General features: G+C 67.8%; 27 protein-coding genes, 1 tRNA gene and 1 pseudogene. 21 read left to right on the top strand and 8 right to left on the bottom strand.

Going from position 1 to position 24204, the window contains the following annotated elements:
• The first annotated feature begins 52 nt into the window (after positions 1-52).
• A tRNA-Val gene (locus tag OXU50_08080) sits at positions 53-129 on the top strand.
• A gap of 81 nt (positions 130-210) precedes the next feature.
• Here the strand turns inward: OXU50_08080 and OXU50_08085 are convergent.
• From OXU50_08085 to OXU50_08095, 3 genes are read right to left on the bottom strand one after another with little or no spacing between them, the layout of a single operon-like run.
• Complete coding sequence (locus OXU50_08085; GenBank protein ID MDD9869827.1) at positions 211-906, bottom strand: class I SAM-dependent methyltransferase; 696 nt, start codon at positions 904-906, stop codon at positions 211-213.
• A gap of 1 nt (position 907) precedes the next feature.
• Positions 908-2173, bottom strand: a complete 1266-nt coding sequence (gene lysA / locus OXU50_08090) for a diaminopimelate decarboxylase (protein ID MDD9869828.1) — start codon at positions 2171-2173, stop codon at positions 908-910.
• Positions 2170-2307, bottom strand: coding sequence for a lipoprotein (locus OXU50_08095; protein MDD9869829.1), 138 nt, complete (start codon positions 2305-2307; stop codon positions 2170-2172). The genes lysA and OXU50_08095 overlap by 4 nt, the downstream gene beginning before the upstream one ends.
• A gap of 70 nt (positions 2308-2377) precedes the next feature.
• On the opposite strand from OXU50_08095, the gene soxY reads away from it, so the two are divergent.
• Genes soxY through OXU50_08110 form a run of 3 tightly spaced genes read left to right on the top strand, consistent with a single transcriptional unit; the run spans position 2378 to position 3845 of the window.
• Positions 2378-2818 carry a thiosulfate oxidation carrier protein SoxY gene (gene soxY, locus OXU50_08100; protein MDD9869830.1) on the top strand — a complete coding sequence of 147 codons (441 nt, stop codon included), beginning with the start codon at positions 2378-2380 and terminating at the stop codon, positions 2816-2818.
• Between the two features lie 10 nt (positions 2819-2828).
• Positions 2829-3143: a thiosulfate oxidation carrier complex protein SoxZ gene (soxZ, locus tag OXU50_08105; protein ID MDD9869831.1), complete on the top strand. Its 315-nt coding sequence runs from the start codon at positions 2829-2831 to the stop codon at positions 3141-3143.
• 30 nt (positions 3144-3173) lie between these two features.
• Positions 3174-3845, top strand: coding sequence for a carboxylesterase (locus tag OXU50_08110; GenBank protein ID MDD9869832.1), 672 nt, complete (start codon positions 3174-3176; stop codon positions 3843-3845).
• A 91-nt stretch (positions 3846-3936) separates the two neighbouring features.
• Here the strand turns inward: OXU50_08110 and argH are convergent, their stop codons facing one another.
• Positions 3937-5340, bottom strand: a complete 1404-nt coding sequence (gene argH / locus OXU50_08115) for an argininosuccinate lyase (protein ID MDD9869833.1) — start codon at positions 5338-5340, stop codon at positions 3937-3939.
• A gap of 102 nt (positions 5341-5442) precedes the next feature.
• Between argH and OXU50_08120 the strand changes: the two genes are divergently transcribed.
• The 17 genes from OXU50_08120 (at position 5443) to OXU50_08200 (ending at position 18885) form a co-directional block, all read left to right on the top strand.
• Complete coding sequence (locus OXU50_08120; protein MDD9869834.1) at positions 5443-6336, top strand: histidine kinase; 894 nt, start codon at positions 5443-5445, stop codon at positions 6334-6336.
• Entirely contained in the window at positions 6311-7090 is a 780-nt protein-coding gene (locus OXU50_08125) for a LytTR family DNA-binding domain-containing protein (GenBank protein MDD9869835.1), read from the top strand. The genes OXU50_08120 and OXU50_08125 overlap by 26 nt, the downstream gene beginning before the upstream one ends.
• Positions 7091-7267: 177 nt before the next feature.
• A complete protein-coding gene (gene hemC / locus OXU50_08130; protein ID MDD9869836.1) occupies positions 7268-8257 on the top strand; it encodes a hydroxymethylbilane synthase in 990 nt (329 codons plus the stop codon).
• 75 nt (positions 8258-8332) lie between these two features.
• Entirely contained in the window at positions 8333-9109 is a 777-nt protein-coding gene (locus tag OXU50_08135; GenBank protein MDD9869837.1) for a uroporphyrinogen-III synthase, read from the top strand.
• A 53-nt stretch (positions 9110-9162) separates the two neighbouring features.
• A complete protein-coding gene (locus OXU50_08140; GenBank protein ID MDD9869838.1) occupies positions 9163-10128 on the top strand; it encodes a hypothetical protein in 966 nt (321 codons plus the stop codon).
• A 64-nt stretch (positions 10129-10192) separates the two neighbouring features.
• Positions 10193-10756, top strand: a complete 564-nt coding sequence (locus tag OXU50_08145; GenBank protein ID MDD9869839.1) for a hypothetical protein — start codon at positions 10193-10195, stop codon at positions 10754-10756.
• 140 nt (positions 10757-10896) lie between these two features.
• Positions 10897-11394, top strand: coding sequence for a Na+/H+ antiporter subunit E (locus tag OXU50_08150; protein ID MDD9869840.1), 498 nt, complete (start codon positions 10897-10899; stop codon positions 11392-11394).
• On the top strand, positions 11391-11711 hold the full coding sequence (locus OXU50_08155) for a monovalent cation/H+ antiporter complex subunit F (protein MDD9869841.1): 321 nt from the start codon (positions 11391-11393) through the stop codon (positions 11709-11711). The genes OXU50_08150 and OXU50_08155 overlap by 4 nt, the downstream gene beginning before the upstream one ends.
• Complete coding sequence (gene mnhG, locus OXU50_08160; GenBank protein MDD9869842.1) at positions 11698-11988, top strand: monovalent cation/H(+) antiporter subunit G; 291 nt, start codon at positions 11698-11700, stop codon at positions 11986-11988. The genes OXU50_08155 and mnhG overlap by 14 nt, the downstream gene beginning before the upstream one ends.
• A complete protein-coding gene (locus OXU50_08165; protein MDD9869843.1) occupies positions 11985-12542 on the top strand; it encodes a DUF4040 domain-containing protein in 558 nt (185 codons plus the stop codon). Before mnhG ends, OXU50_08165 begins: the two co-directional genes overlap by 4 nt.
• 1 nt (position 12543) lies before the next feature.
• Positions 12544-12975 carry a Na(+)/H(+) antiporter subunit B gene (locus tag OXU50_08170; GenBank protein ID MDD9869844.1) on the top strand — a complete coding sequence of 144 codons (432 nt, stop codon included), beginning with the start codon at positions 12544-12546 and terminating at the stop codon, positions 12973-12975.
• Positions 12975-13334: a cation:proton antiporter subunit C gene (locus tag OXU50_08175; protein MDD9869845.1), complete on the top strand. Its 360-nt coding sequence runs from the start codon at positions 12975-12977 to the stop codon at positions 13332-13334. Before OXU50_08170 ends, OXU50_08175 begins: the two co-directional genes overlap by 1 nt.
• Complete coding sequence (locus tag OXU50_08180) at positions 13334-14911, top strand: proton-conducting transporter membrane subunit (GenBank protein ID MDD9869846.1); 1578 nt, start codon at positions 13334-13336, stop codon at positions 14909-14911. Before OXU50_08175 ends, OXU50_08180 begins: the two co-directional genes overlap by 1 nt.
• 12 nt (positions 14912-14923) lie before the next feature.
• The gene (locus OXU50_08185; GenBank protein ID MDD9869847.1) at positions 14924-16420 is read left to right on the top strand and encodes a proton-conducting transporter membrane subunit; all 1497 of its coding nucleotides are present in this window, start codon (positions 14924-14926) and stop codon (positions 16418-16420) included.
• 142 nt (positions 16421-16562) lie between these two features.
• A complete protein-coding gene (locus OXU50_08190; GenBank protein ID MDD9869848.1) occupies positions 16563-16832 on the top strand; it encodes a hypothetical protein in 270 nt (89 codons plus the stop codon).
• Positions 16829-18487 (top strand): Na(+)/H(+) antiporter subunit D, encoded by a 1659-nt coding sequence (locus OXU50_08195; protein MDD9869849.1) that lies wholly within the window; start codon positions 16829-16831, stop codon positions 18485-18487. The genes OXU50_08190 and OXU50_08195 overlap by 4 nt, the downstream gene beginning before the upstream one ends.
• A gap of 101 nt (positions 18488-18588) precedes the next feature.
• Complete coding sequence (locus OXU50_08200; GenBank protein MDD9869850.1) at positions 18589-18885, top strand: hypothetical protein; 297 nt, start codon at positions 18589-18591, stop codon at positions 18883-18885.
• Position 18886: 1 nt separating this feature from the next.
• Here the strand turns inward: OXU50_08200 and recG are convergent, their stop codons facing one another.
• The 4 genes and pseudogenes from recG to rpoZ all read right to left on the bottom strand — a co-directional run bounded on the left by recG (position 18887) and on the right by rpoZ (position 23998).
• A complete protein-coding gene (gene recG, locus OXU50_08205; GenBank protein MDD9869851.1) occupies positions 18887-20965 on the bottom strand; it encodes an ATP-dependent DNA helicase RecG in 2079 nt (692 codons plus the stop codon).
• Positions 20966-20989: 24 nt separating this feature from the next.
• On the bottom strand, positions 20990-21373 hold the full coding sequence (locus OXU50_08210) for a RidA family protein (protein ID MDD9869852.1): 384 nt from the start codon (positions 21371-21373) through the stop codon (positions 20990-20992).
• A 13-nt stretch (positions 21374-21386) separates the two neighbouring features.
• Entirely contained in the window at positions 21387-23600 is a 2214-nt protein-coding gene (locus OXU50_08215; GenBank protein MDD9869853.1) for a bifunctional (p)ppGpp synthetase/guanosine-3',5'-bis(diphosphate) 3'-pyrophosphohydrolase, read from the bottom strand.
• Positions 23601-23812: 212 nt separating this feature from the next.
• A pseudogene (rpoZ, locus tag OXU50_08220) lies at positions 23813-23998 on the bottom strand (DNA-directed RNA polymerase subunit omega).
• Positions 23999-24204: the final 206 nt, after the last annotated feature.

Genomic DNA, 24204 nt, shown 5'->3' on the forward strand with positions numbered 1-24204 from the left:
CGCCACGCCTTGACTTTCCAACCCGTTGCGCCGGACAATGCCGGGCGGCGGCGGGCGCGTAGCTCAGTTGGTTAGAGCACCATCTTCACATGGTGGGGGTCGCTGGTTCGAGTCCAGCCGCGCCTACCACGCCGCCTGCCATCGCACCTGCCACGCAACCCGCCATTCTGCGGACAACCCGCGCGGTCATCGCGGGCGTTGGGCGCGGTCTCAGACTTCAAGCGCGCCGCAGACGGTCAGGTGGTGGTCGTCTATTGTGCACACGGCGAAGTGGCCAAGCCCCGCCTCCTGCAACTGGTTTTCCACCTCCGCCGGCGTGAAGGCCGCCAGCAGCGAGTTGTGGAAGTCGCGCTGCAAAATCGGGTCTTCGTTGGCGGCGTGGCGTTTGACCAGCGCCTCGACCTGCGCCGGGTTGTCCGGGCGCGACAGGTCGGCGATGAAGACGCAGGCGCCGGGTTTGCCGAGGCGGCGCGCCGTGCGCCACAGCACCTGCGGGTCGTGCAGGTGGTGCAGCAGGCTGTTTGAGATGATGACATCGCAGGCGCGCTCCGGCAGCGGCATCTGCGGCAGCACCGCCAGCGCCGTGCGCACGCGCTCGCCGACGCCCGCCGCGTCAATCCGCCGTTGCGCGTGGCGCAGCATTTCGCGCGCGCCGTCCACTGCGGCAACGCGCGCGCGGCGGTGGAGTTTCGCCAGCCGCACGGCGATGTCGGCGTCGCCGCAGCCGAGGTCCACGGCGTCGAAGGCGCCGTCGGCGCCGCCGTCAACGGCGGGCGGGTGCGCGGCCAGGCAGCGCGTGAAATGGCGCATGATTTCCGAGTGCGCCTGCTCAAAGTCGGCGGTGGCGTAGGCGCGCGCCTGCGCGGCGTCGTCCATCAGTTCCGGTTCGGTGATTCTGTCCATCATGTCAGGGCAGCAGGCATTCGCCCTCAATCAAATCCTGGATGCTTTCGCGCAGGCGCACGAGGTGGGCTTCGCCGCCGTCCACGATGACCTCGGCGGGGCGTGTTCTTGAGTTGTAGTTGCCCGCCATCGAGAAGCCGTAGGCGCCCGCCGACAGCAGTGCCAGCAAGTCGCCGCGGCGCGCGTCCGCGAGATGCGCCTGGCCGAATGTGTCGCCGGTCTCGCAGACCGGGCCGACGACATCGAACGCCTGCGTCTCGCCGCCGCGCCGCCGCACCGCGACGATGTCGTGGCGCGCCTGGTACAGCGCCGGCCTCAGCAGATCGTTCATCGCCGCGTCCACCACCGCAAAGTCCTTGCCGCCGTTGCGCTTGCGGTGCAGCACGGCGGTCAGCAGCAGGCCCGCGCTGCCGGCCACCGCGCGCCCCGGCTCGGTGATGATGCGGTACGGGCGCCTGCCGACGGCGTCAACGACGGCGGCGATGTAGTCCTCGACCGGCGGCGGGCTGGCGTCCGGGTAGGCGATGCCGAAACCGCCGCCGATGTCGAGATGCGCGATGCTGACGCCGCGTTGCACGAGGCGGTCGGCGAGCGCGACGGTGGATTGCAGCGCCTCGCGGTAGGGCGCGATTTCGGAAACCTGCGAGCCGATGTGGCAGTCCACGCCGCGCGCGTTGAGCAGCGAACTGCGCTGTATCTCGTCGTACAGCGCCTCGGCCTCGGCGATGCCGACGCCGAACTTGCCGTCGCGCAGGCCGGTGGCGATGTACGGGTGGGTGTTGGCGTCCACATCCGGGTTGACGCGCACGGAAACCGGCGCGGCGCGGTTGATGTCGCCCGCGGCCTGCTCGATTTGCGCGAGTTCGGCGGCGGATTCAACATTGAAGCAGTGGATGCCGGCGCGCAGCGCCCGCTCAATCTCCCACGGTTGCTTGCCGACGCCGGAAAACACCACTTTGGCCGGGTCGCCGCCGGCCTTCATCACGCGCTCGAGTTCGCCGCCGGAGACAATGTCAAAGCCGCTGCCGAGCCGCGCCAGCACATCGAGCACGGCGATGTTGGAACACGCCTTGACGGCGTAGCACACCAGGTGGTCGCGCGCGCCGAACGCCGCGTTGATGCGCCGCCAGTTGTCCTCGATGCCGGCGCGCGAATACACATAGACCGGCGTGCCGAACTGGCGCGCGATGTCGTCAAGGGCGACGCCGTCAAGACGCAGGCGCCCGCCCTCGCGCCGCAGCCGGGGGCAGGCGTTGAACTCCTCGTTCATTGCTTGCGGGAATGTTCGTTTTCGTCGGGCAGGTAGAGGTCGCCGGTTTGCCCGCACGACGACAGCGCCGCGACAACCAGCAGCACGGCGAGCGCTGCGGGCAGCCGCACTGTCCGCCGCCGCTGCAAGCGCATTCGCGGCATTCGCGGCATTCGTGGTCGTGGTATAATCATGCCTCTTTCCAGTGTAACACCGGGGCAAAAAATGAACAAAAACCGCAGACAATTCCTGCACCGCAGTCTCGCCGCGCTGGCGGCGTCGCTGGCACCCGCCGCGCTGTCGGCCAACTGGCCGAAGGAGGCCTTTGAGACGACCGTCTTGCAGCAGGCGCTTGACATCATCACCGGCGGCGATGTGGAGCAGGGCGCCGTCACGCTGAAGGCGCCGGGCATCGCCGAGGACGGCGGCGCGGTGCGCGTCGAGGTGGAGACCGCGCTTGACAATGTGGAATCCATCACGCTGCTGGTCGAGAAAAACCCGGTGCCGCTGACCTCGCAGTTCATGCTGCACGGCCAGAGCCACGCCTACATCGCGACCAACCTGAAGGTGCGGGAAACCTCCGATGTCATCGCGCTGGTCAAGGCCGGCGGGCGTTATTACAGTGACCGCCGCACGGTGCGCGTAACCGCGGGCGGCTGCTCCTGAGGCCGCGCCGGTGGCCAAAACCATCAAGATGCGCGCGCGCCGCGACAACGGCGTCGTCGTCGTCAAGGCGCTGATTACGCACCCGATGGAAACCGGGCGCCGCCAGGACCGCGACAGCGGCGAGACGATACCCGCGCATTTCATCCAGAAAGTCGTCGGCGAGTACAAGGGCGAGAAGGTGTTCGAGGCGTACTGGGGAACGGGCGTTTCCAAAAACCCGTACATCGCCTTTCGCTTTGACGGCGGCGAGAAGGGCGGCAAGATCAAATTAAGTTGGGTGGACAACCTCGGGCAGTCGGACAGCCTCGAGGAAACCATCCAGTAACCCCGCCGCCCGTCCCGAAGGCCGCGACCGTTGTCCGGCGCCGACCCGCAGCCGCTGTGGCTTGACGCCCGCGACGCCGATGGCGCGCGCGGCGCGGTTATCCTGCTGCACGGCCTCGGCGCCAACCACGAAGACCTGGTGCCGCTCGCCGACGGCGTTTCGCCCGGCTGCCGCGACCGCCTGACTTTTGTCGTGCCGCGCGCGCCGCTGCGCCGCATCACCATCGCCGGCGGGCTGACGGTGCCGGCGTGGTTCGACATCCACACCTACGGCGACAACGGCGAGGAGGACTGGCGGGGGCTGGACGAGACGCGCGCCGCGCTGGACGCATTGCTCAAGACATTGGCGCGGCGCGGGCTGCCGCCGGAGCGCGTCGTCATCGGCGGTTTCTCGCAGGGCGGCGCCGCGGCGCTGCATTACCTGTGCCGCAACCCGAACGCGCTGCGCGGTGTGTTTGTGCTGTCGGGGTGGTTGCCGCGCGGCGAGCAGTTGCCGCCGTCGCCGCGCACGCCGGTGCTGCTGGTGCACGGCAGGCTCGACCTGACGCTGCCGGTGCATTACGCGCGGCTGTCGCGCCACCGCCTGGAAGAGGCCGGTTTCCGCGTCGAGTGGCACGAACACGCGCGCCTCGGCCATTCGGTGGACGCGAAGGTGCTGGCCGTGCTGTCGCAGTGGCTGGACGGCCTCTTCGGCGACGACTGACGGCGTGATGCTTTACGCTTGTGTCTGCCGCGCCGCGCTTTGCGGCGGCGGCTGACGGCGCCGCGCGCCACAGTTGCGGTTGCGCCTGCGCCTACGGCGGCGGCGCGCCGGCCAGGTAGTCGCGCGCGGCGGCGATTTGCTTCTCGACCGACTCCGGCGCCGCGCCGCCTTCGGTCTGCTTCATCCGCAACGACTCCTCGGGTTGCAGCACCGACGCGATTTCGCCGGCCTGCGGGCACAGTTTCGAGAATTCCTCCGCCGTCAACTGGTCGAGCGAGCGCCCGCTGTCGGCGGCCAGTTTGACCGCCGCGGCGACGGCGCGGTGGGCGTCGCGGAAAGGCACCTTCAGCGACACCAGATGGTCGGCGAGGTCGGTGGCGGTCGAGAAGCCGCCCTGCGCGGCGTCGCGCATGCGTTCGCGGTTGACCTTGATGGCCGGCATCATGTCGGCCATGATGGCGGCGCAGTCGAGCGTCGTGTCGAGCGCGTCGAACAGGATTTCCTTGTCTTCCTGGTTGTCGCGGTTGTAGGCGAGGGGCTGCGCCTTCATCAGCGCCAGCAGCGCCGTCAGCGCGCCGACAACGCGCGCGCTCTTGCCGCGCACCAGTTCGGCCACATCCGGGTTCTTCTTCTGCGGCATGATCGAGGAGCCGGTGCAGAAACGGTCGGCCAGCGCGATGAAGTTGAACTGCTGCGACGACCACAGCACCAGTTCCTCGCAGAACCGCGACAGGTGCGTCATCAGCAGCGCGCACGCCGCGCAGAACTCAATGGCGAAGTCGCGGTCGGACACCGCATCAAGCGAGTTGGCGGACACCGCGCCGAAGCCGAGCAGCGCGGCGACATGGCGGCGGTCTATCGGGTAGTTGGCGCCGGCGCAGGCGGCGCTGCCGAGCGGCAGCACATTGATGCGCGCGCGCACTTCGCCGAAGCGCGCGTCGTCGCGCCTGAGCATCTCGAACCACGCCATCAAATGGTGGCCGAAAGTGACCGGCTGCGCCACCTGCAAGTGCGTGAACGCCGGCATCACGCTGGCGGCCTCGCGCTCGGCGACGGCGACAATCCCGGCCTGAAGCCTGCGTATCTCGGCGCGCATCACGCCCGTCTGGCGTTTCAGGTAAAGCCGCAGGTCGGTCGCGACCTGGTCGTTGCGCGAACGCCCGGTGTGCAGTTTCTTGCCGGCTTCGCCGACGGTCTCGATCAAACGCGCCTCGATGTTCATGTGCACATCTTCAAGCGATTCCTTCCAGTCAAAGCGGCCTTCCTCGATTTCGGCGCGTATCGCCTGCAGCCCGCGCGTGACGGCGCGCGCCTCGTCGGCGCTCAGCACGCCGGCGCGCTCAAGGGCGGCGGCGTGCGCGATGGAACCCTCAATGTCCTCGGCGTAAAGCCTGCGGTCGCAGTGCACCGACGCCGTGAAACGCTCGACGCGGCGGTCGGCGGCCCCGCCGAAGCGGCCCCGCAATGCGCCGGATTCTCGTTGCTTTTTGCTCATGGGTGGCGTGTCTCGTCGGTTTCGTCTATGATGGCCGCGCTCCAGACGCGGATTTCCGCGCCCTTCCGGGCACCATAATACCAACAACAGAGAAAACCGAAAATGCGGCCCCCATCCCGGCGGGATGAGGACAGCGCGCGGCCAACGCCCCTGAACCGGGCCACTCTGAAAAGAAGCCTGTACCTGCTTTGCGGAATTGCATTCGCCGCCGCCTCAGCCCTGCTTGCAATTTATGCCGCGGCGCCGCCGCGCACCGGCGCCGCGCGCTGGCTCGACCTTGTGCTGCTGGTGCAACTGGCCGCCTGCGCCGCCGCCGGCGCCGGCCTGCGGCTGCTGTGCCGCGCCGGCGCCAGGCGCGGCGGCGCGGCCCCGGCCCCGGCGCCGCCCCGCGACGACGCCGGCGGCGAGGTCCTACTGCACCGTATTCGCTACCATTTTCTGTTCAATACCCTGAATGCGACCATCAGTCTAATCAAGCCGCATCCCGAACTCGCCGAGGCTAATCTGGGCAATCTGTCTGAAATTTTCAGGATGATGCTGTTCCAGGAAACACAAACCTCGCTGGCCGAGGAAATACGGATGGCGCAATGCTATGTGGAGATGGAGCGCCTGCGGCTGGGGGATCGGCTGCGGGTGGAATGGCGCCTTGACTGCGGCGACACCGCGCGCATACGGGTTCCGTCCATCATGTTGCAGCCGTTGATTGAGAATGCAATCTACCACGGCGTCGAGACCCGCGTCGCCGGCGGCACCGTGCGTGTCGCCGTGACCGGTGCCGGGCGCCGCCTGGTGTTTGACATTCGCAATCCCGTCAACGACGGCGGACGCCACCGCCGGCGCGGCAACCGCGTCGCGCGCAACAACATCCGCCTGCGCCTGGCGCAGGCATACGGCGGCGACTTTGTTTTTGACGACGAGCGGCGAACGCAGGAATACCGCGTAAAAATCAACATTCCCCTGGAGAAAGAAAATGATACGCATACTAATCGTGGATGACGAGAAATACGCCTGTGAGCGGCTCAGCAAGATGGTCGGCGATGTGCCGGGCTGTTATGTGGCCGGGCACGCGGGCAACGGCCTGGACGCCGTGCGCAAGGTGGACGAACTGGATGTGGATGTGGTGCTGATGGACATCCACATGCCCGGCATGGACGGCCTCGAGGCCGCCTACCACATCCGCGGCACCGACCGCCCGCCGCAGGTGATCTTCACGACCGCCTATGTGCAGCACGCCTTCGCGGCGTTCGGCCTCGACGCCGCCGGCTACCTGCTGAAGCCGGTGATGCGCGAGCAGTTGCAGAACAAACTGGAACTGCTGCAATATCACCGCGGGCCGCTGGAGGTGCGGGAGCCGTCGCCGTACGGCAGGACGCGCAGCCATCTGTACTGCCGCGTCGGCAACGCGCTGGAGTTGATTGCCATCAAGAACATCATCATGTTCAAGTCCGACCACAAGTACACGGTGGTCTATCACACCGGCGGGCGCAACCTGATTGACGACCCGCTGAGGAACCTGGAGCAGGAGTTCGGTGACCGCATCATCCGCATCCACCGCAACGCGCTCGTCAACAAGGAGTTCATCGAGTCTTTTGAAAGGGATTCAAAGGGGCGCGTGTCGGTGGCGCTGAAGGGCTTTCGCAAGAAATTCCCGGTCAGCAGGCGCCATGTGCCGGGGCTGCGCGAGTTCATGAAGCAGTTTGAGGTGTACCTGAGCGCGAGGAACGAGCATGTCATCCGGCGCGGCGGATAAAGCCGCGCGCATAGCAACGGAAAGGCCGCCTTTGGGCGGCCTTTCTTTTGTCCGGGCGGGCCGGGCGGGCCGGGCGGCTTTCCCGACGCCGGGCGTCGGTGCCGATGTCCCGGATTTCCCGAAAGCGGGAATCCGGCGCCTTTTCCGGTTTTTCGCCCGGTTCTTTATACTTGGCCGATGCACGCAACCATTCGTATTGCCACGCGCAAGAGTCCGCTGGCGCTGCGCCAGACGGAATTGGCGGCGGCGGCGCTGCGGGCGCGGTTTCCGGAACTGCGGGTCGAAACCGTGCCGATGACGACGCGCGGCGACACGGCGCGGCGCACTGCGGACACGCACGCGGCGCAGACTGACACGCACGCGGCGCACGCGGCACCCGCCGGCGGCAAGGGGCTGTTCACCAGGGAACTGGAGCGCGGCCTGCTGGACGGGCGCGCCGACATCGCGGTTCACTCAATGAAGGATGTGCCGGGGCAACTGCCCGGCGGCCTGGTCATCGCGGCGGTGATGGCGCGTGAGGACGCCTCCGATGTGTTGGTCTGCAACGCGCACGACAGCCTTGAACAACTGCCGGACAACGCCGTCATCGGCACCGCCAGCCTGCGCCGGCAGTGCCAGATACGCCACCGCTACCCGCGCCTGTCGGTCGCCGAACTGCACGGCAATGTCGGCACCCGCCTTGCAAAACTTGATGCCGGCGAATACGACGGCCTGATTCTGGCCGGCGCCGGCCTCAAGCGGCTCGGCCTTGATGCGCGCATCCGCCGCACGCTGCCGCACGATGTCAGCCTGCCCGCCGTCGGCCAGGGCGCCATCGGCATTGAATGCCGCGCCGGTGACGACGCGGTGTTGCCGTTGGTGCGCGCGCTGGACGATGCGCCGACGCGCGTTTGCATTGAGACCGAACGCGCGCTGGCGCGGCGCCTCGGCGCCGACTGCCGCTGGCCGCTGGCGGCCCATGCGTCGCTGCACGGCGGCGTCTTGCGTTTGCGCGCGCTGGTCGGCGACATCGCCGGGCGGCGCATGCTGCGCGATGAACGCGACGGCGCGGCGCACGACGGCGCACAACTGGCCGCCGCCGCCGCCGAGGCGCTGCTGTCGCAGGGAGCGGGCGAGTTGCTTGCGGCGTTTGCTGAACAGGCTGCCGCGCCATCGTCCGCCGGCTGAACGATGTCGCCGCATTCGCCGTTTGGGAACCCGCGCACGATGGCCGCGCGCCCGGCGCATTTTCCCGGTTGAACAATGTCGCCGCGCCCGCCGCTTGAGAATCTGCGCGTGATGGTCACCCGTCCGGTGCATCTTGCCGGGCATTTGTCGGCGCTGCTTGAACGGGCCGGCGCCGATGTGATTCGCCGTCCGTGCATGGAGATTGTGGATTGCGGCGAGACGCCCGAAAACCTTGCGCTGGTGCGCGATTTGCGGCGTTACCGCCTGGTTGTGTTCGTCAGCCGCAACGCGGTCGAGGCCGGGTTCAACCTGCTGCGCGTCGCCGGTGTTTCGCTGCCGGCGGATGTGCCGGTCGCCGCGGTCGGCGTCAAGACCGGCGAGCGTCTTGCGCTTGAAGGTGTCGCAAGTGTCGTCAATCCGGTGCGGGCCGCGGGCAGCGAGGCGCTGCTGGAAACCGCCGCGGTCAGGAATCTCGACAGCGGCAGCGTGCTGGTGTTTCGCGGCGAGGGCGGCAATGAATTGCTGGCAAACACGCTGCGCGCGCGCGGCGTCGAGGTGGATTACGCCGAGGTGTACCGGCGGCGCAAGCCGTCCGGCGTGCGGCTGCTGTTCGGCACGCCCGACGACCCGGATGTGATCCTGTCGGCAAGCGCCGAGAGTTTGCAGAACCTGTCCGACCTCACCGCGCCGGCGTCGCGCTACGCGCTGACCGCCATCACGGTGGCGCTCGGCAGCGCGGCGATGGCCGGTTTGCACGAGCACCTCGGCTTTCGCACGCCGCCCGTCATCGCGCGCAGCCCGGTGGACGAGGACATGCTCGACGCCGTCGTCCGCTGGTGGCGCAAACACTGACCGCGCCGCCCGGCGCGGCGTGCTCTTGTGGCGTGCTCTTATAATGGCGCGATATGACTTTGCGTAAATGGATTGTGCCGGTTTTGGCGGCGGTCGCGGTGTCGGCGACTGCGTTGGCATGGTGGCTGCGCGATGCGCCGTGGCCGGCGATGATGACCGATTGGTTCGCCGCCGCGCCGCCGTCCGCGCCCGATGATGCCGGCGCACAGGATGAAGCGCGCGCCGCCGCGCAGGCCGAGGCGCGGGCCGAAGCACAGGCCGAAGCGCTGGCCGAACGGCGGCGGCAGGCGGAGCAGGCCGCCGCCGAACTGGAACGCCGTCTGGCATCCGCCGAAGAGCGCGCCGCGCATCTGCGCGAAACGCTGACATGGGCCGGCCTGGATGAGCGACTGTCGGCGGCGCGGCGTCTGCTTGAAATCGCGCACGCGCCGGACAAGGCGCTGGAACTGTTGCAGCGCACTCTGCGCGAAATCGAGACGATGCCCGGCATGGAGGCGGCGCGCGACGCGCTGAACGATGACATCGCGCGGCTGACCGAATACGCGGCCCAATCACCGCGCCGCGCCGTGCCGCTGATTGGCGAACTGCTGGCGATGCTGGAACCGGTCAGTGGCGCGGACGCGGACACGGGCGCCGGGCCGGAACCCGCGCTCGCCAATGGCGCGAACACAGGTGCAAACAACGGCAACACCGACACCGATTCAGGCTATTGGAGCCGCTTTCTCGCGCGCCTGCCGGAGCAGTTGAAGGCCGCTGTGCGCGTCGAGCGACGCGCCGCGCCGTCGCCGGACAACACGCGGCTGCTGCGCCACCTGCTGATGCGCGCGCGTCTTGCGGCGCTTGAAAACGACGCGCAGGCGTTTGACGCGCTGACCGGCGATGCCGCGCGGCTGGCCGCCGACAGCGACGACGATGCGGCGCTGCGCGACGGCTTGGCGCATCTGCGTTCGCTTGAGATGCAATGGCGCCCGCCGTCAATCGGCGCCGCGTTCGGGCCGCCGCCTGCGGAGGCGCGATGAAACGGCGGTTGATTGGTGATGCGTCGGTGCACTGCGAGCACCGGGCGCCGCCTGCGGAGGCACAATGAAACGGCTGCTGTTGTTGCTGACATTGCTCTTTGCGGGCGTCACCGCGGTGGTGCTGTTGTCGTTGCAGTATCCGGGCGAGGTTGTCGTCACCGCGGGCGAGTGGCGCGTCGCCGCCGCGTGGGGTGTCGCGGTGCTGTCGCTGGCGGGTGCGTGGCTGGCGTTGTGGCTGTTGTCGCGGTTGCTGTCTTCGGTGTGGCATCTTCCGGGGCGGTTGTTCGCCGGTCATCAGAGTTATTACAAGAGGCGCGCGTCGCGGCGTTTTGCCGGCGCGCTGCTGGCGTATATCGCCGGCGACTACGCCGCCGCGTACAAACCGCTGTGGGAAGTCGCCAACACGCCCGGCGACGCGGCGCAGCGCGCGGCCTGTCTGCTGGCGGCGCGCTGCGCGCTGCGCTGCGGCAACGACGACGGCGCGCGCAAGGCGCTGGCGCTGGCCGCGCAGTGGCGTCCGGCGGGCCGCGCCGAGGCGGCGATTGAGGCCGAACTCGCGGCGCGCACGGCGGCGGCAACGCCTGACAATGCGCCGCCGGATGGCGACGACGGCGTGAAAAGCCAATAACAGCGCGTCGCCGGATGGCGAGGACAACGCGAAAGGCCAATCGGCGCGCCGCCGAATGGCGGAGACATGGCGGAGACGGCGCAAAGGGCCGATAACGCCGCGCCAGATGACGCCGCGCGTTCATCCTGTATAATCGCGCAATGAACGCACCCGCCCATTCGAGGCGCTTTTTCATTTTCCTGTTGCTGCTGGGTTTCTGGCTTGTCATCTCCGGCCACTACGGCGCGCTGCTGGTGTCGCTGGGGGCGGCCAGCGCGGCGCTGGTCACGGTGCTGTCGGCGCGCATGGGCGTTGTCGGCGCCGGCCTGCACCGGCCCGGTTTTTACCTGAAACTGCCGTTCTACGCGCTGTGGCTGCTGTGGCGCATCATCGTCGCGAACTGCGATGTGGCGCGCCGCATCCTGACGCCGAAACTGCCCATCAGCCCGTGTTTTGTGGATGTTGCGGCGGTGCACGACGACGCGCTGCTGCGCGTTGTCCAGGCCAACTCGATCACGCTGACGCCCGGCACCATCAGCGCCGACTTTGACGGCGACACCATCCGCGTGCACGCGCTGACCGAAGAGGGCGCGGAGAAACTGCGCGCCGGCGGGTTTGCAAAACAGGTCGCGCATCTGACGCGGCGGAGGGCGCAATGACAACGCCGGACGCGGCGCTCGACATCATCGTCGGCGTGATACTGGTCGCGCTGCTGACGGCGATGCTGCTGGTGCTGATACACACGGCGCGCGCGCGCCGCCTGTTTGACCAGGTGCTCGCAATCAATGTGTTCGGCACGCTGTCCATCGCGCTGATTGCGGCCATCGGGCTGCTGTCGCGGCGCGATGTCTTCGTGGACATCGCGCTGTTGTATGCGCTGGTCAATTTTGTCGCGACCATCGCCATTTTGCGGTTGTTCAGCAAGCGCAGGCTGCGGTGGCCGGGGCCGCGCGGGGACGGCGATGAACCCGCTTGACATCGCCGCCGGGGTGCTGGCGGTTTCGGGTTGCGCCTTTGTGCTGATCGGCGCCATCGGCATGCTGCGGATGCCGGACTTCACGACGCGCGCGCACGCCGCCGGGCTGATTGATGTGTTCGGCACGATGCAGATACTGATTGCGCTGGCGCTGTTGTCGGGGTCGGGCGCGGGCGCGCTGAAAATCGGGCTGATCATCGTGTTTCTGCTGGTGACCGCGCCGGCGGCGATTCACGCGATTTTCAAGACTTATCTGCACAGCAACCCGGAACCATGAGCGGCCAACTGCTGGGGTGCGCGCTGCTGACGCTGTCCGCCGTTGCCGCGGTCATCATCGCGCGCACCGACAACCTGTTTTCGGCGGCGTTTCTGGCCGGCATATCCAGTTTGCTGACGGCGGCGCTGTTTCTGTCGCTCGACGCGCCCGATGTCGCCTTCACCGAGGCCGCGGTCGGCGCCGGCGTCAGCACCATCTTCTTTCTGACGACCATCGCCGCGAGCGGCAGGCAGTATGCCTACGCGCCGTCGCGCCGGGTGCTGGGGCTGGTGCTGGCGGCGGCCACCGGCTGGCTGCTGTTTTATTCGATGCTGGATTTTCCGTGGCTGGGCGATGCGTCGCTGGCGCTGCACGACCATGTCGCGCGCTACTACATCAAGCATTCCGCCGCCGAGGTCGGGCCGCCGAATGTCGTGACTTCGGTGCTGGCGAGTTACCGCGGGCTGGACACACTGGGCGAGGTCTGCGTTATTTTCACCGCCGGCGTCGGCGTGATGATTGTGCTGGAGCGGTTCGGGCAATCGGGGCAATCGGGGCGGCGCGGGGAAGGGTAAGGTGGCGTTCATCACCCGCAACCCGATTCTGCGCGAGACCGCGCACACGCTGGCGCCGACGACGCTGCTCTACGCGCTGTATGTGCAGTTTCACGGCGACTACGGGCCGGGCGGCGGCTTTCAGGCCGGCGTTATTTTCTCGGTCGGGCTGATACTCTACGCGCTGACTTACGGCATCGAGAAGGCGCAGACGGTGCTGTCGCGGCGCACCGCCGAGGTGCTGTCGGCGTTCGGCGTGCTGCTCTACGCGCTGACCGGCGTCGCCTCGCTGCTGCGGGGCGCGGCCTTTCTCGACTACTCGGTGCTCGCGCAGCAGCCGCTGTCGGGGCAGCACATCGGCATCTTCGCGATTGAACTCGGCGTCGGCGTCACCATCGTCGGCGTCGTCATGCTGGTTTTCTATCTGCTGACGGACGCGGGGGAGCCGGCGTGATGGAGAGTCTGCTGCAGGGTTACCACCACCTCGCCGTCGTCTTTCTGATGATGACGGGTTTTTACATCATGATCGCCTACGACAACCTGGTCAAGAAACTGATCGGGCTGAACCTGCTGCAAGTCTCGATCTTCATCTTCTTTATCCTGATGGGCAAGGTCGGCGGCGGCAGCGCGCCGGTGCTGGCGCCCGGCATCGAGGTGTACGCCAATCCGCTGCCGCATGTGCTGATTCTGACGGCGATTGTCGTCGCCGTCGCCTCGACCGCGCTGGGGCTGGCGCTTGCGATTCGCATCAGCCGCGTCTGCGGCAGCCTCGACGACCGCCTCATCGCCCATCTCGAACGCGACGAGGACTGATGTCCGCGACCGTCACCGACACGCTGCTGGCGCAACTGCCGATGTTGCTGGTGGTGGCGCCGCTGATTGCCGCGGCGCTGTGCCTGCTGGTGCGCGACGCGCGGCTGGTGTGGTGGCTGGCGATGGCCGTCAGCGCCGCCGCGCTGGTGTTCAGCGTGACGCTGTTTGTTCGCACCGGCGGCGGCTTGGTGCTTGAATACGCGGTCGGCGGCTGGCAGCCGCCGTGGGGCATCGCCTACAAGGTCGCGCCCGTCAACGCGCTGATGGCGCTGGTGCTGAGCACGGTTTTTCTGGCTGGCGTCGTCTATGCCGGGCGCAGTTTCGGGCGCGAACTGCGCGGGCGCCGCTTGCAGCCGGTTTACAGCGCGCTGCTGATTTGCCAGTCCGGTTTTTTCGGCGTCGCGATGACCGACGACCTGTTCAACATCTTCGTGTTTCTGGAGATGGCCTCGATTGCGGGTTACGCGCTGGTGGCGTCGGCGCGCACGCCGCGCGCGCTGACGGCGGCCTTTCGCTACCTGCTGATGGGCACCACCGGCGCGGCGCTGTTTCTTCTCGGCATCGGCTATCTCTACCTCGTGACCGGCACGCTGAACCTGTCGGACATGGCGCCGCGTTTGCAGCCGGCGCTGGGTTCGCCCGCCGTCGTCGCCGCGCTCGGCTTCATCGGCGCCGGGCTGCTGCTGAAGGCCGCGCTGTTTCCGCTGCATCTGTGGCTGCCGAACGCCTACGCCCATGCGCCGTCGGCGATCGCCGCGGTGCTGTCCGGCACCGGCACCAAGGTCGCGCTGTACATATTGATTCGGCTGTTGTTCGGGGTTTTCGACGCGGCGTCGTTTTCGGCGGCGCTGCCGGATGTGATGATGGTGCTGGCGCCCGCCGCCATCGTCGCCGGCTCCGGCCTCGCCATCTTTCAGCGGCAGGTCAAGCGCATGATGGCGTATTCCAGCGTCGCCCAAATCGGCTACATCGTGCTCGGCGTCGCGCTGGTTACGCAGACGGGGCTTGCCGCCGGGCTGGTGCACCTGTTCAACCACGCGATCATCAAGGTCTCGCTGTTCATGGCGCTCGGCTGCGTCGTCTATCGCGCCGGCGCCTGCCGTCTTTCCGACCTGGCCGGGCTGTCGTCGCGGATGCCGTGGACGGCGGCGGCCATCGTCGCCGGCGCCGTCAGCCTGGTCGGGCTGCCGCTGACATCGGGTTTTGTCAGCAAGTGGTATCTGGTCAGCGCGGTGCTGGAGGCCAACCTGTGGCTGCCGGCGTTTGTGATACTCGCCGGTTCGCTGATGAGCGCGGCCTACGGCTGGCGGCTGGTCGAGGCCGCGTATTTTCGCGGCGCTGAAGGCGGCGCGGGCCGTGTGAGCGGCGAGGGCGGCGTGAGCGGCGAAGGCGCGTCGGGCAACGAAGACCGCCGCGCCGCGGAAGACGACAACGGCGGCGACGGCAAGACCGCCGAAGCACCGCCGGTCATGCTGCTGACGACATGGGCGCTGATTGCGCTGAACTTTTTTGTCGGCGTCAACCCGTCGTGGCTGACGCGGGCCTGCCTCGGCATCGCCGGGACGCTGCTGGGCTGAGCACCTGCGCGCATGACGGCGATGATCACAAACGAGACGCTGCTGATGGCGTGCATCGCAAGCCCGTTCGCGCTGGCGGCGCTGACGGTGCTGTTCCACCGCGTGCCCGCGCTGCGCGACGCGCTGAACCTGCTGACGCCTTTTGTCGCGCCGGCGGCGCTGCTGCTGCTGGCGGGCGGGCCGGCGTCGCTGCAACTGACGCAAATCGTGCCGGGCGCCGGCATCGCTTTCGCGCCGGAGCCGGTGGGGCTGGTTTTCGCCGGCCTCGTGTGCGTGCTGTGGCCGGTCAGCATGCTGTATTCGCTGGCGTATCTGTATCAGAACCGCGCGCCCAGGATGACTTCGTTTCTGGTGTATTACAACCTCTCCATCGGCTGCGCGCTGGCGGTGGCGTTTGCCGGCAACCTGCTGACGCTGTTCATCTTCTACGAGGTGCTGACTTTCTGCACCTACCCGCTGGTCACGCACAGCCGCAGCCGCGAGGCGCTGGCGGCGGGGCGGTTTTATCTGGCCGTTCTGGTCGGCTCCTCGACGCTGCTGCTGCTGGCGGCGATGGTGTGGATATACCTCGCCGCCGGCACGCTGGACTTCGTTCCCGGCGGCATTCTCGACGGGCGCATCGGCGATGAGCAGGTCAAGTGGCTGCTGCTGCTGGTGGTGTTCGGCGCGTCGAAGGCGGCGGTGATGCCGCTGCACGGCTGGCTGCCGCGCGCGATGGTCGCGCCGGTGCCGGTCAGCGCGCTGCTGCACGCGGTGGCGGTGGTCAAGGCCGGCGTCTTTGCGATTGTCAAGATCATCCTCTACATCTTCGGCGTTGATTTGCTGGCGGGCGCGGGGGCCGGCGACTGGCTGGTTTATATCGCCTCGTTCACAATCATCGCCGCGTCGGTTGTCGCGCTGCGCCAGACCAGCCTGAAAAAAATGCTGGCCTGGTCAACCATCGGCCAACTCTCCTACATTCTTCTCGGCGCCGCGCTGCTGAAGCCGGCGGCGCTGCTGGGCGCGGTGCTGCATCTGCTGGCGCACGGCTTCGGCAAGATTACGCTGTTTTTCGCGGCGGGCGCGATTCAGACGGCGAGCGGCAAGACCCGGCTGGATGAAATGCGCGGCATTGGCCGCGCGATGCCGTGGACGATGGGGCTGTTCACGGTCGCGGCGCTGGTGATTGTCGGGCTGCCGCCGCTGGCGGGTTTCAGCAGCAAGTGGTTTCTGCTGGAGGGGTCGGTCGCGGTCGGCGGCTACCTGCCGGCGGCGGTGCTGATTGCCGGCAGCGCGCTGAGCGCGGCATACCTGGCGCCGGTGATATACCGCGCTTTCTTTGTGGCCGAGGCGCCGGTGGCGGATGTGCGGCGGCCCGCGGCGCGGCGCGAGGCGCCGACGGCGATGCTGATTGCGATGCTGCTGCCGGCGCTGATGTGCGCGGTGCTGTTCTTCGCGGTGGACGCGGTGGCCGGGTTCACCGCGGCGGTGCCGGGGTTCTCCGCCGGAGATGCCGGAGGCGCGCCGTGAACCGGTATTGTTTGACTGGGGCGGGGCGTGCTGTGGGTTTGGAAACGCCGTTGCCTGTGCCTGGGGCGGGGTGCGCTGTGGGTTTGGAAACACCGTTGCCTGTGCCTGGGGCGGGAGGTGTGTTGTGGACCTGAAACCGCCGTTGCCCGCGATTGTTGCGGGCGTTGTGCTGATTGTTCTGCTGGAATTTCTGGTCGGCGGCTATTCCGGTTACGGTTTCGGCTTTTATGCGTGGTTTGGTTTCGGCAGTTGCGTCGTGCTGATTGTCGCGGCGCTGGCGCTTGGCAAGGTGCTGAAAAGAAAGGACGACTATTATGATGCGCGCGCCGATGGGCCTGATGACGGACGCGATGACAGGCGCGATGCCGGGCAGGGCGACCGGCGCGACAGCGGCGCGGCGGAGCGGCGATGACGGACTGGCTGATTCCCCCCGGCTTCATCATGCTGGCGGCGGCGCCGCTGGCGTGTTTTGTCGGCGCCGCCAAAAGGCTGCTGCTGCTGCCGCCGCTGGCGATGCTGCTGCTGGCGGCGCTGCTGCCGGAGGGCGCCGCGCTGCACTGGCGCTTCATGGGTTACGACATCACGCCGCTGCAGGTGACGCCGCTCGGACGGCTGTTTGCCGTCACCTTCTCGGTGATGACGCTCGGCGGCATGATGTTCGCGATGCGGCAGGCGAAGAAGAGCGAACTGGCCGGCGCGTCGCTGTGCGCGGGCGGCGCGGTGACGGTTTCGTTGTGCGGCGACTTCATCACATTTTTCATCTTCTGGGAGTTGATGGCGATTGCCTCGACGCTGATTGTCTTCGCCGCGGCGACGCCGGCGTCGGCGGCGGCGGGCCGGCGCTACCTGCTGCTGCACATACTGGGCGGCGTCGTGCTGCTGTACGGCATCGCCGGGCTGGTCGGCGAAAGCGGCGACGCCTCGCTGCGCGCCGTCGCGCCGGCGGCGTTTCACGAATGGATGATACTGGCCGGCGTGCTGCTGAACGCCGGCGCGCCGCCGCTGTCGGCGTGGGTGGCCGACGCCTACCCCGAGGCCAGCCCCGGCGGCACGGTGTTTTTGTCCGCGTTCACGACGAAGTCGGCGGTGTTCGCGCTGCTGGCGGTGTTCGCCGGCAGCGATATTCTGGTGCCGATCGGGTTGTACATGATTTTCTACGGCATCGTCTATGCGCTGCTTGAAAACGACATGCGCCGCATTCTCGCCTACAGCATCGTCAACCAGGTCGGCTTCATGGTGGTGGGCGCCGGCATCGGCACCGAACTGGCCGTCAACGGCGCCGCCGCCCACGCCTCCGCGCACATCATCTACAAGGCGCTGCTGCTGATGTCGGCGGGCAGCGTTCTCTACATGAGCGGGCGCAGGAAGTGCGACGAACTCGGCGGCCTCTACGCGACGATGAAGGTGACGACGATTTGCGGCGTCGTCGGCGCCGTCTCGATTTCGGCGATGCCGCTGACATCGGGCTTTGTGTCGAAGGCGCTCATCAGCGAGGCCGCGCACGGCGCCGCGATGACCTGGACCTGGCTGCTGCTGGTGGCGGCGTCGGCGGGCGTTTTTCTGCACGCCGGCATCAAGTTTCCGTGGTTTGTGTTTTTCCGCAGAAAGCCCGCCGGCGACGAGCCGGACGACCCGCCGGTCAACATGCAGTTGGCGATGATTTTCTTCGCGCTGCTGTGCCTGGCGGTCGGCGTCTTTCCGCCGCTGCTGTACGGGTTGCTGCCGCACCCGGTTGATTACGCGCCCTACGCCGGCACGCATGTCGCGGCGCAACTGGAACTGCTGCTGCTGTCGGCGCTGGCGTTTTTCGTGATGCTGCCGCTGCTGAAGCGCACGCCGACCATCAGCCTCGACACCGACTGGTTCTACCGCAAACTGCCGGCGCTGTCCGGCGCGCTCGCCGCGCCGGCGGCGGCGGCGCTGCGGCGCGCGTGCGCCGGGCGCGCGCCGGGCCGGGCGCTGTGGCCGGCGCTGGCGGCGCTGGCGCAGCGCGACAGCGCGCGGCTGTCGGTCTTCATCGTCGTCGTCCTCGCCGCCCTCGCGGCGTTTTTGCTGCTGCATTACTGACGGGCCGGCGGCGCGCGGGACGGCCCTTGCGGCGAGCGCCTGCAAAACATCCCCTTCGGCGCTACAATAGCCGGAACGGGCGGCATGGAGAAGAAAACCCTGTGAACATCCACTTCAAGAGCGCGGCGCCGGCGGTGTGCGCCGTTGTCGGCTGGCTGCTGACGGTGGTGCTGGTGGCGCAGTTGCTGTCGGGCACCTTCGACGGGCGCGTGTGCCGCAGCGGTTGCGTGTTTGCGCTTTACTGGGCCGCGTTCGGCGTTACCGCCGCCGGTCTGGCGTTCGGCGCGGCGGTGTGGCGCGAGATTGGCGGCGGCGTGGCGGCGCGGGCGGCGATGGGCGCGCTGGCGCTGCTGCTCGTCGTCTTTCTGGTGACGATGGCGGTCGGCGTCTTCGGCTGAATCAGACTTCGGCGTAGCGGGAAAACCGGCCAAGCCAGCGTTCAATCAGTTTGTCGGCGCGCTGCGGGTGGCGTTCGAGGAAACCGTCGGCCACTTGCAGCACCTGCCGTATCTGCCCGGCGTCCTGCGACAGGTCGGCGACCCGGAAATGAATCTGCCCGGCCTGGCGGGTGCCGAGAATCTCGCCGGGGCCGCGCAGCCGCATGTCTTCGGCGGCGATCTCGAAGCCGTCGCCGGATTTTCGCATCACGCCGATGCGCCGCGCCGCTTTCTCCGACAGCGGCGGGGCATAGAGCAGCACGCAGGTGCTCTGGCGCTCGCCGCGCCCGACGCGCCCGCGCAACTGGTGGAGTTGCGCGAGGCCGAGGCGCTCGGCGTTGTCTATGATCATCAGCGTCGCGTTCGGCACATCCACGCCGACCTCGATGACGGTCGTCGCCACCAGCACATGGATGTCGCCGGCCTTGAAGGCGCGCATCACCGACTCTTTCTCGTCGCCGCCGAGATTGCCGTGTATCAGCCCCAGCCGGAAGCCGGGCATGACGCCGCTCAGGTAGCGGTGGCTTTCCTCGGCGGCGCGGCATTGCAGCGATTCCGACTCCTCGATCAGCGGGCACACCCAGTAGGCCTGCACGCCGTCGCGGCACGACTCGTGCAGGCGCTCGATGACCTCGTCGCGGCGCTGTTCCGGCAGCGCGACGGTCTTGATCTGCTTGCGCCCGGGCGGCAGCGCGTCAATGACGGAGTAATCAAGGTCGGCGTACATCGTCATCGCCAGACTGCGCGGGATGGGCGTCGCCGTCATGATCAACTGGTGCGGACGGCAATCGCCGCGCGCGCCCTTTTCCTTCAGCAGCAGGCGCTGGTGCACGCCGAAGCGGTGCTGCTCGTCCACGACAATCAGCGCCAGGTTCGAGAACTCGACCGCCTCCTGAAACAGCGCGTGCGTGCCGGTGACCAGTTGCGCCTGGCCCTGGCGTATCTGGCGCAGCACTGCCTGGCGCGTGCGCGCCTTCTGCCGCGCCGACACGATGCAAACGCGCACGCCGAGCGGCTCGAGCCATTCGCGCAGGTTGTTGTGGTGCTGCTCGGCGAGGATTTCGGTCGGCGCCATCAGCGCCGCCTGAAAGCCGCCCTCGATCGCCTGCAGCAGCGCGGCGGTGGCGACGACCGTCTTGCCCGAACCGACATCGCCCTGCACCAGGCGCATCATCGGCGACGGCGTGCGCAAATCGCCGAGTATCTCGCCGATGACCTTGTCCTGCGCGCCGGTCAGCGTGAACGGCAGGCTTTTGACCAGTCGCGCGAACAGGCGGCCTTCGCACGCCAGCGCCTCGGCCTTGTGGCGGCGGCTTTTGGCGCGCAGCCGCTTCAGGCTCAGGATGTTGGCGAGCAATTCCTCGAACACAAGGCGTTTGCGCGCCGGGTGGCGGCCTTCGGTCAGCGCCGCCAGGTCGGTTCCGGCGGGCGGCTTGTGCAGCAGGCCGATCGCCTGCTGCGCCGAAATCGCGGCGGCGCCGTCGCCGAGTTGCTGCGCGCATTCGGCGGGCAGCAGTTCCTCAAGGCCGTTGCCGGGTTGGCCGAACCACTCAATGGCGGCCTGCGTCAGTTTGCGAAGGCTTTTCTGGTGCAGCCCCTCGGTCGCCGGATAGACCGGCGTGTAGTGCGCGTCGGTCGGCGTTTGCAGGTCGTCGGCGAGCAGGCGGTATTCGGGGTGGATGATTTCAAGCGCGGCGCGCGCGGCGCGCACCTCGCCGTAGGCGCACAGTTTCTGCCCCGGCCTGAAACCGGCCTGCTGCGCCATCGAGAAATGGAAGAACCGCAGTTGCAGTTGGCCGCTTGCGTCCGACACGCGCACCACCAGCACGCGCCGCCCGGTGTAGGCGATTTGCGCCGATTCAACGCAGCCCTCGATCAGCGCCGTTTGCCCCGGCGCCAGGCCGCCGATTGGCGCGATGCGCGTCTTGTCCTGGTAGCGCAGCGGGAAGTGAAACAGCAGGTCCTCGACGGTGTGCAGGCCGAGTTTTTCGAGGCGCGCCGCGGTGCCGGGGCCGACTCCCTTGAGTTCCGTGACCTTCATTGCGGCGCGGCGCGGCGCGCCCGCTCAGCCCGGGTGCATGATCGCTTCGATTTCAACGCCGGCGCCCTTCGGCAGCGCGGCGACGCCGACCGCGGCGCGCGCCGGGTAGGGCGTCTTGAAATACTCGCTCATGACCTCGTTGATGATCGGAAAGTCCTTCAGGTCGGTGAGATAGACGGTGAGTTTGACGATGTCGCCGAGGCCGCCGCCGGCGGCGTTGGCGACCGCCGCCAGGTTGGTGAACACCTGGTGCGCCTGCGCCCGGATGTCGCCCCCGACCATCTCCATCGTCTTCGGCTCGAGCGGAATCTGGCCGGACAGGTACACCGTGTCGCCCGCCCGCACCGCCTGCGAATAGGTGCCGATTGCCTGCGGCGCGCGGCTGGTTTGTATCGTTTTTCTGGCCATCGTGCCCTCCGTGTCAGTGGCTTGCGCCGGTTTCCTCGCGGAAACCGATTCTGTGAACCTTGGTTCCCTCGACCGCGTTGACAATCCCGCGCATGATCTTCTCGAGTTGCGCCCTGCTTTTGACGCTGATGACGAAGGTGATCGCCGCGGTCTCGGTGCCGCGCTCCTCGAACGAGATGTTCTCGATGTTGGAGCCCATGCCGGCGACTTTGGCGGCGATGCTCGCGAGCACGCCGCGCTGGTGGTGGGTGACGGCGCGGATGGCGGCGGAGTATTCGTCGTCCGGCGCGCCGTCGCCGGTCCATTGCAGCGGGATGACGCTGTCTTTTCTCTTGCGCGCCGCCGCCGCCGCGTTCGGGCAGCCGTCGCGGTGCACGACCAGCCCCTTGCCCGGGTTCATGATGCCGATGACGGTGTCGCCCGGAATCGGGTAGCAGCATTTGGCGTAGGTGACGACGAGGCCGCGCGCGCCCCGCGGCACCGCCGAGCGCGCAATCTCAACCGGCCTTTCGGCGCGGCGGTCGGAGTCGGCGAGGCGCGCCGCGATCAACTGCGGAATCTGGTTGCCGAGGCCGATTTCGCGGAACAGCGCGTCGCGCCCGGGGATGTCGAGCGCGCCGAGTATCCTGTCGAACCAGTCCTTGCCGATTTCGCCGAGGCTGGTCTGGTAGTTGCGCAGCGCCTCGTTCAGCAGGTGCTTGCCGAGTTTGACGGCCTCGTCGTCGCGGATGTCCTTCAGGTAATGGCGTATCGCGGAGCGCGCCTTGGCGGTGACGGCGAAGCTGAGCCAGCCGGGGTTGGGGCGGGCGTTTTCCGACGAAATGATCTCGACGGTCTGGCCGCTTTGCAGCACCGCGCTCAGCATGCCGAGGCGCCGGTTGATGCGGACGCCGCTCGCCGACAGGCCGAGGTCGGTGTGCACGGCGAACGCGAAGTCGAGCGCCGTCGCCTTCTTCGGCAGCGCCATGATCTCGCCGTTCGGCGTGAACACATAGATGTCGTCCGGTATCAGGTCGGCCTTCAGGTGCTCCATGAATTCCAGCGAGTCGCCGGCGCCGCGCTGGAAATTGAACAGGCTTTGCAGCCATTCCTGCGTCTTGACGGCGCCGGCGAAACGGCGCGAGTCGTTGATCTTGTAGAGCGCGTAGGCGGCGACGCCGGTCTGCGCCACCTCGTCCATCTCGCGCGTGCGGATTTGCGTCTCCATCAGCGCGCCCTGCGGGCCGAACAGTATCGTGTGCAGCGACTGGTAGCCGTTGGCCTTCGGAATCGCGATGTAGTCCTTGAAGCGGCCCGGCACCGGCTTGTAGAAATTGTGCATCAGGCCGAGCGCGCGGTAGCAGTCCTCGACGCTGTCCACCACCAGGCGCACCGCGAAGATGTCGAGCACCTCGGAGAACGGGAGGTTTTTCTCCTTCATCTTGCGGTAGATGCTGTAGAGGTGCTTGCGCCGCCCCTGCACCTGGCACGGAACGCCGGACTCGTGCAGGTGAAAGCGTATCCTGGCGACGGCCTTTTCCATCAGTTCCAGGCGGTTGCCGGCGCGCTCACGCACGCCTTTCGCAAGCGCGCCGTGGCGCCGCGGGTGGAGCGTCCGGAACGCGAGGTCCTCGAACTCAAGGCGCACATCGCCCATGCCGAGGCGCAGCGCCAGCGGCGCGTAGATTTCAAGCGTCTCCCTGGCGATGGCCTTTTGCCGGTGCGGCGGCATGTGCTCGAGCGTTCGCATGTTGTGCAGGCGGTCGGCGATCTTGACGAGGATGACGCGCAAGTCCATCGCCACCGCCAGCATCATCTTCTGGAAATTCTCGGCTTGCTCGACCTCGACGCTGACGAAGTCCAGCCCCTGCAGCTTGCTGACGCCCTCGACCACGCGCGCGACCTCGTCGCCGAACTCGGCGCGCAGTTTCTGCCGTGTGATGTGCGTGTCTTCGAGCACATCGTGCAGCAGGCCGGCAATCAGCGTCACCTTGTCGAGGCGCAGCCCGGCCATCGTGCGCGCGACCTCGATGGGGTGGTGGATGTACGGCTCGCCGGAGCGCCGCGTCTGCCCGGTGTGCGCCTCGGCGCCGAAGCGGCAGGCCCTGTGCACATCGCGGATTTCGCCCGCGCTCAGGTATTCCTCAAGCGTGCCGCGCAGGCCGGAGGCGAGAAAGTAGTCTTCGGCGGGGGCCGCCGGCGGCGCGGCGGGCGCGCCGGCGATGTCGGGGTTGCGCGCAACGCTCATCGGTCGCCCGTCACCGGCGGGTGTTACGCCTCCGGCGTTTCTTCGGTTTCTTCGGCGCCGCCGGTCTCGTCGCCGGCTTCATCCGTGGCGCCGGTTTCCCGGGCGTCTTCGCCGGATTCCTCGACGGCCAGCATCGGCCCCGGCTCGACGCGGGTGAACAGTTGCGACAGTTCGCTGTCGAGGTCGCCCAAGCCGCCGATCGGCTCGTCCAGGATGTCTTCGTTAATCAGGCCCTCGGCGATCTCGCGCAGCGCGATGACCGTGGACTTGTCGCCTTGCGGCTCGACCAGGGGGGCGGTGCCGGTTTCCAGTTGGCGCGCGCGGTGCCCCGCCACCTGCACCACCTTGAAGTGGTTGCCCAGTTTGTCGAGACAGTCTTCAACAGTAACTCTTGCCATGATTTGTCAAATGGTTGGTTGTGGGTGATGTGCTATTATAACAGCGAAACAGGGCCTGTTGGCAGGGCTCGCGCATCATCGGCTTCCGGAATCAGGCATGGCTGGCAAGAACAAACGAAAGGCCCGCAAGGCGCGGGCGCGCACGCAGGCCGCGCCGCCGCCGCCGCCGGCGGGCCTCGCGGGCTTTGCCCGGCGGTGGCCGCGCG

The sequence above is a fragment of the Gammaproteobacteria bacterium genome (genome assembly GCA_028817225.1).
Classification (GTDB): Bacteria; Pseudomonadota; Gammaproteobacteria; order Poriferisulfidales; family Oxydemutatoraceae; genus Oxydemutator.

Excerpts from the sequence above, each read along its gene's own strand:
- recG (MDD9869851.1), bottom strand. The coding sequence starts at position 20,965 with ATGAAGGTCACGGAACTCAAGGGAGTCGGCCCCGGCACCGCGGCGCGC.
- lysA (MDD9869828.1), bottom strand. The coding sequence starts at position 2,173 with ATGAACGAGGAGTTCAACGCCTGCCCCCGGCTGCGGCGCGAGGGCGGG.
- OXU50_08120 (MDD9869834.1), top strand. The coding sequence starts at position 5,443 with ATGCGGCCCCCATCCCGGCGGGATGAGGACAGCGCGCGGCCAACGCCC.
- argH (MDD9869833.1), bottom strand. The coding sequence starts at position 5,340 with ATGAGCAAAAAGCAACGAGAATCCGGCGCATTGCGGGGCCGCTTCGGC.
- OXU50_08180 (MDD9869846.1), top strand. The coding sequence starts at position 13,334 with ATGTCCGCGACCGTCACCGACACGCTGCTGGCGCAACTGCCGATGTTG.
- OXU50_08095 (MDD9869829.1), bottom strand. The coding sequence starts at position 2,307 with ATGCGCTTGCAGCGGCGGCGGACAGTGCGGCTGCCCGCAGCGCTCGCC.
- OXU50_08175 (MDD9869845.1), top strand. The coding sequence starts at position 12,975 with ATGGAGAGTCTGCTGCAGGGTTACCACCACCTCGCCGTCGTCTTTCTG.
- OXU50_08185 (MDD9869847.1), top strand. The coding sequence starts at position 14,924 with ATGACGGCGATGATCACAAACGAGACGCTGCTGATGGCGTGCATCGCA.
- mnhG (MDD9869842.1), top strand. The coding sequence starts at position 11,698 with ATGAACCCGCTTGACATCGCCGCCGGGGTGCTGGCGGTTTCGGGTTGC.
- soxY (MDD9869830.1), top strand. The coding sequence starts at position 2,378 with ATGAACAAAAACCGCAGACAATTCCTGCACCGCAGTCTCGCCGCGCTG.
- OXU50_08195 (MDD9869849.1), top strand. The coding sequence starts at position 16,829 with ATGACGGACTGGCTGATTCCCCCCGGCTTCATCATGCTGGCGGCGGCG.
- hemC (MDD9869836.1), top strand. The coding sequence starts at position 7,268 with ATGCACGCAACCATTCGTATTGCCACGCGCAAGAGTCCGCTGGCGCTG.
- OXU50_08085 (MDD9869827.1), bottom strand. The coding sequence starts at position 906 with ATGATGGACAGAATCACCGAACCGGAACTGATGGACGACGCCGCGCAG.
- OXU50_08165 (MDD9869843.1), top strand. The coding sequence starts at position 11,985 with ATGAGCGGCCAACTGCTGGGGTGCGCGCTGCTGACGCTGTCCGCCGTT.
- OXU50_08210 (MDD9869852.1), bottom strand. The coding sequence starts at position 21,373 with ATGGCCAGAAAAACGATACAAACCAGCCGCGCGCCGCAGGCAATCGGC.
- OXU50_08140 (MDD9869838.1), top strand. The coding sequence starts at position 9,163 with ATGACTTTGCGTAAATGGATTGTGCCGGTTTTGGCGGCGGTCGCGGTG.
- OXU50_08145 (MDD9869839.1), top strand. The coding sequence starts at position 10,193 with ATGAAACGGCTGCTGTTGTTGCTGACATTGCTCTTTGCGGGCGTCACC.
- OXU50_08150 (MDD9869840.1), top strand. The coding sequence starts at position 10,897 with ATGAACGCACCCGCCCATTCGAGGCGCTTTTTCATTTTCCTGTTGCTG.
- OXU50_08125 (MDD9869835.1), top strand. The coding sequence starts at position 6,311 with ATGATACGCATACTAATCGTGGATGACGAGAAATACGCCTGTGAGCGG.
- OXU50_08155 (MDD9869841.1), top strand. The coding sequence starts at position 11,391 with ATGACAACGCCGGACGCGGCGCTCGACATCATCGTCGGCGTGATACTG.
- OXU50_08215 (MDD9869853.1), bottom strand. The coding sequence starts at position 23,600 with ATGAGCGTTGCGCGCAACCCCGACATCGCCGGCGCGCCCGCCGCGCCG.
- OXU50_08135 (MDD9869837.1), top strand. The coding sequence starts at position 8,333 with ATGTCGCCGCGCCCGCCGCTTGAGAATCTGCGCGTGATGGTCACCCGT.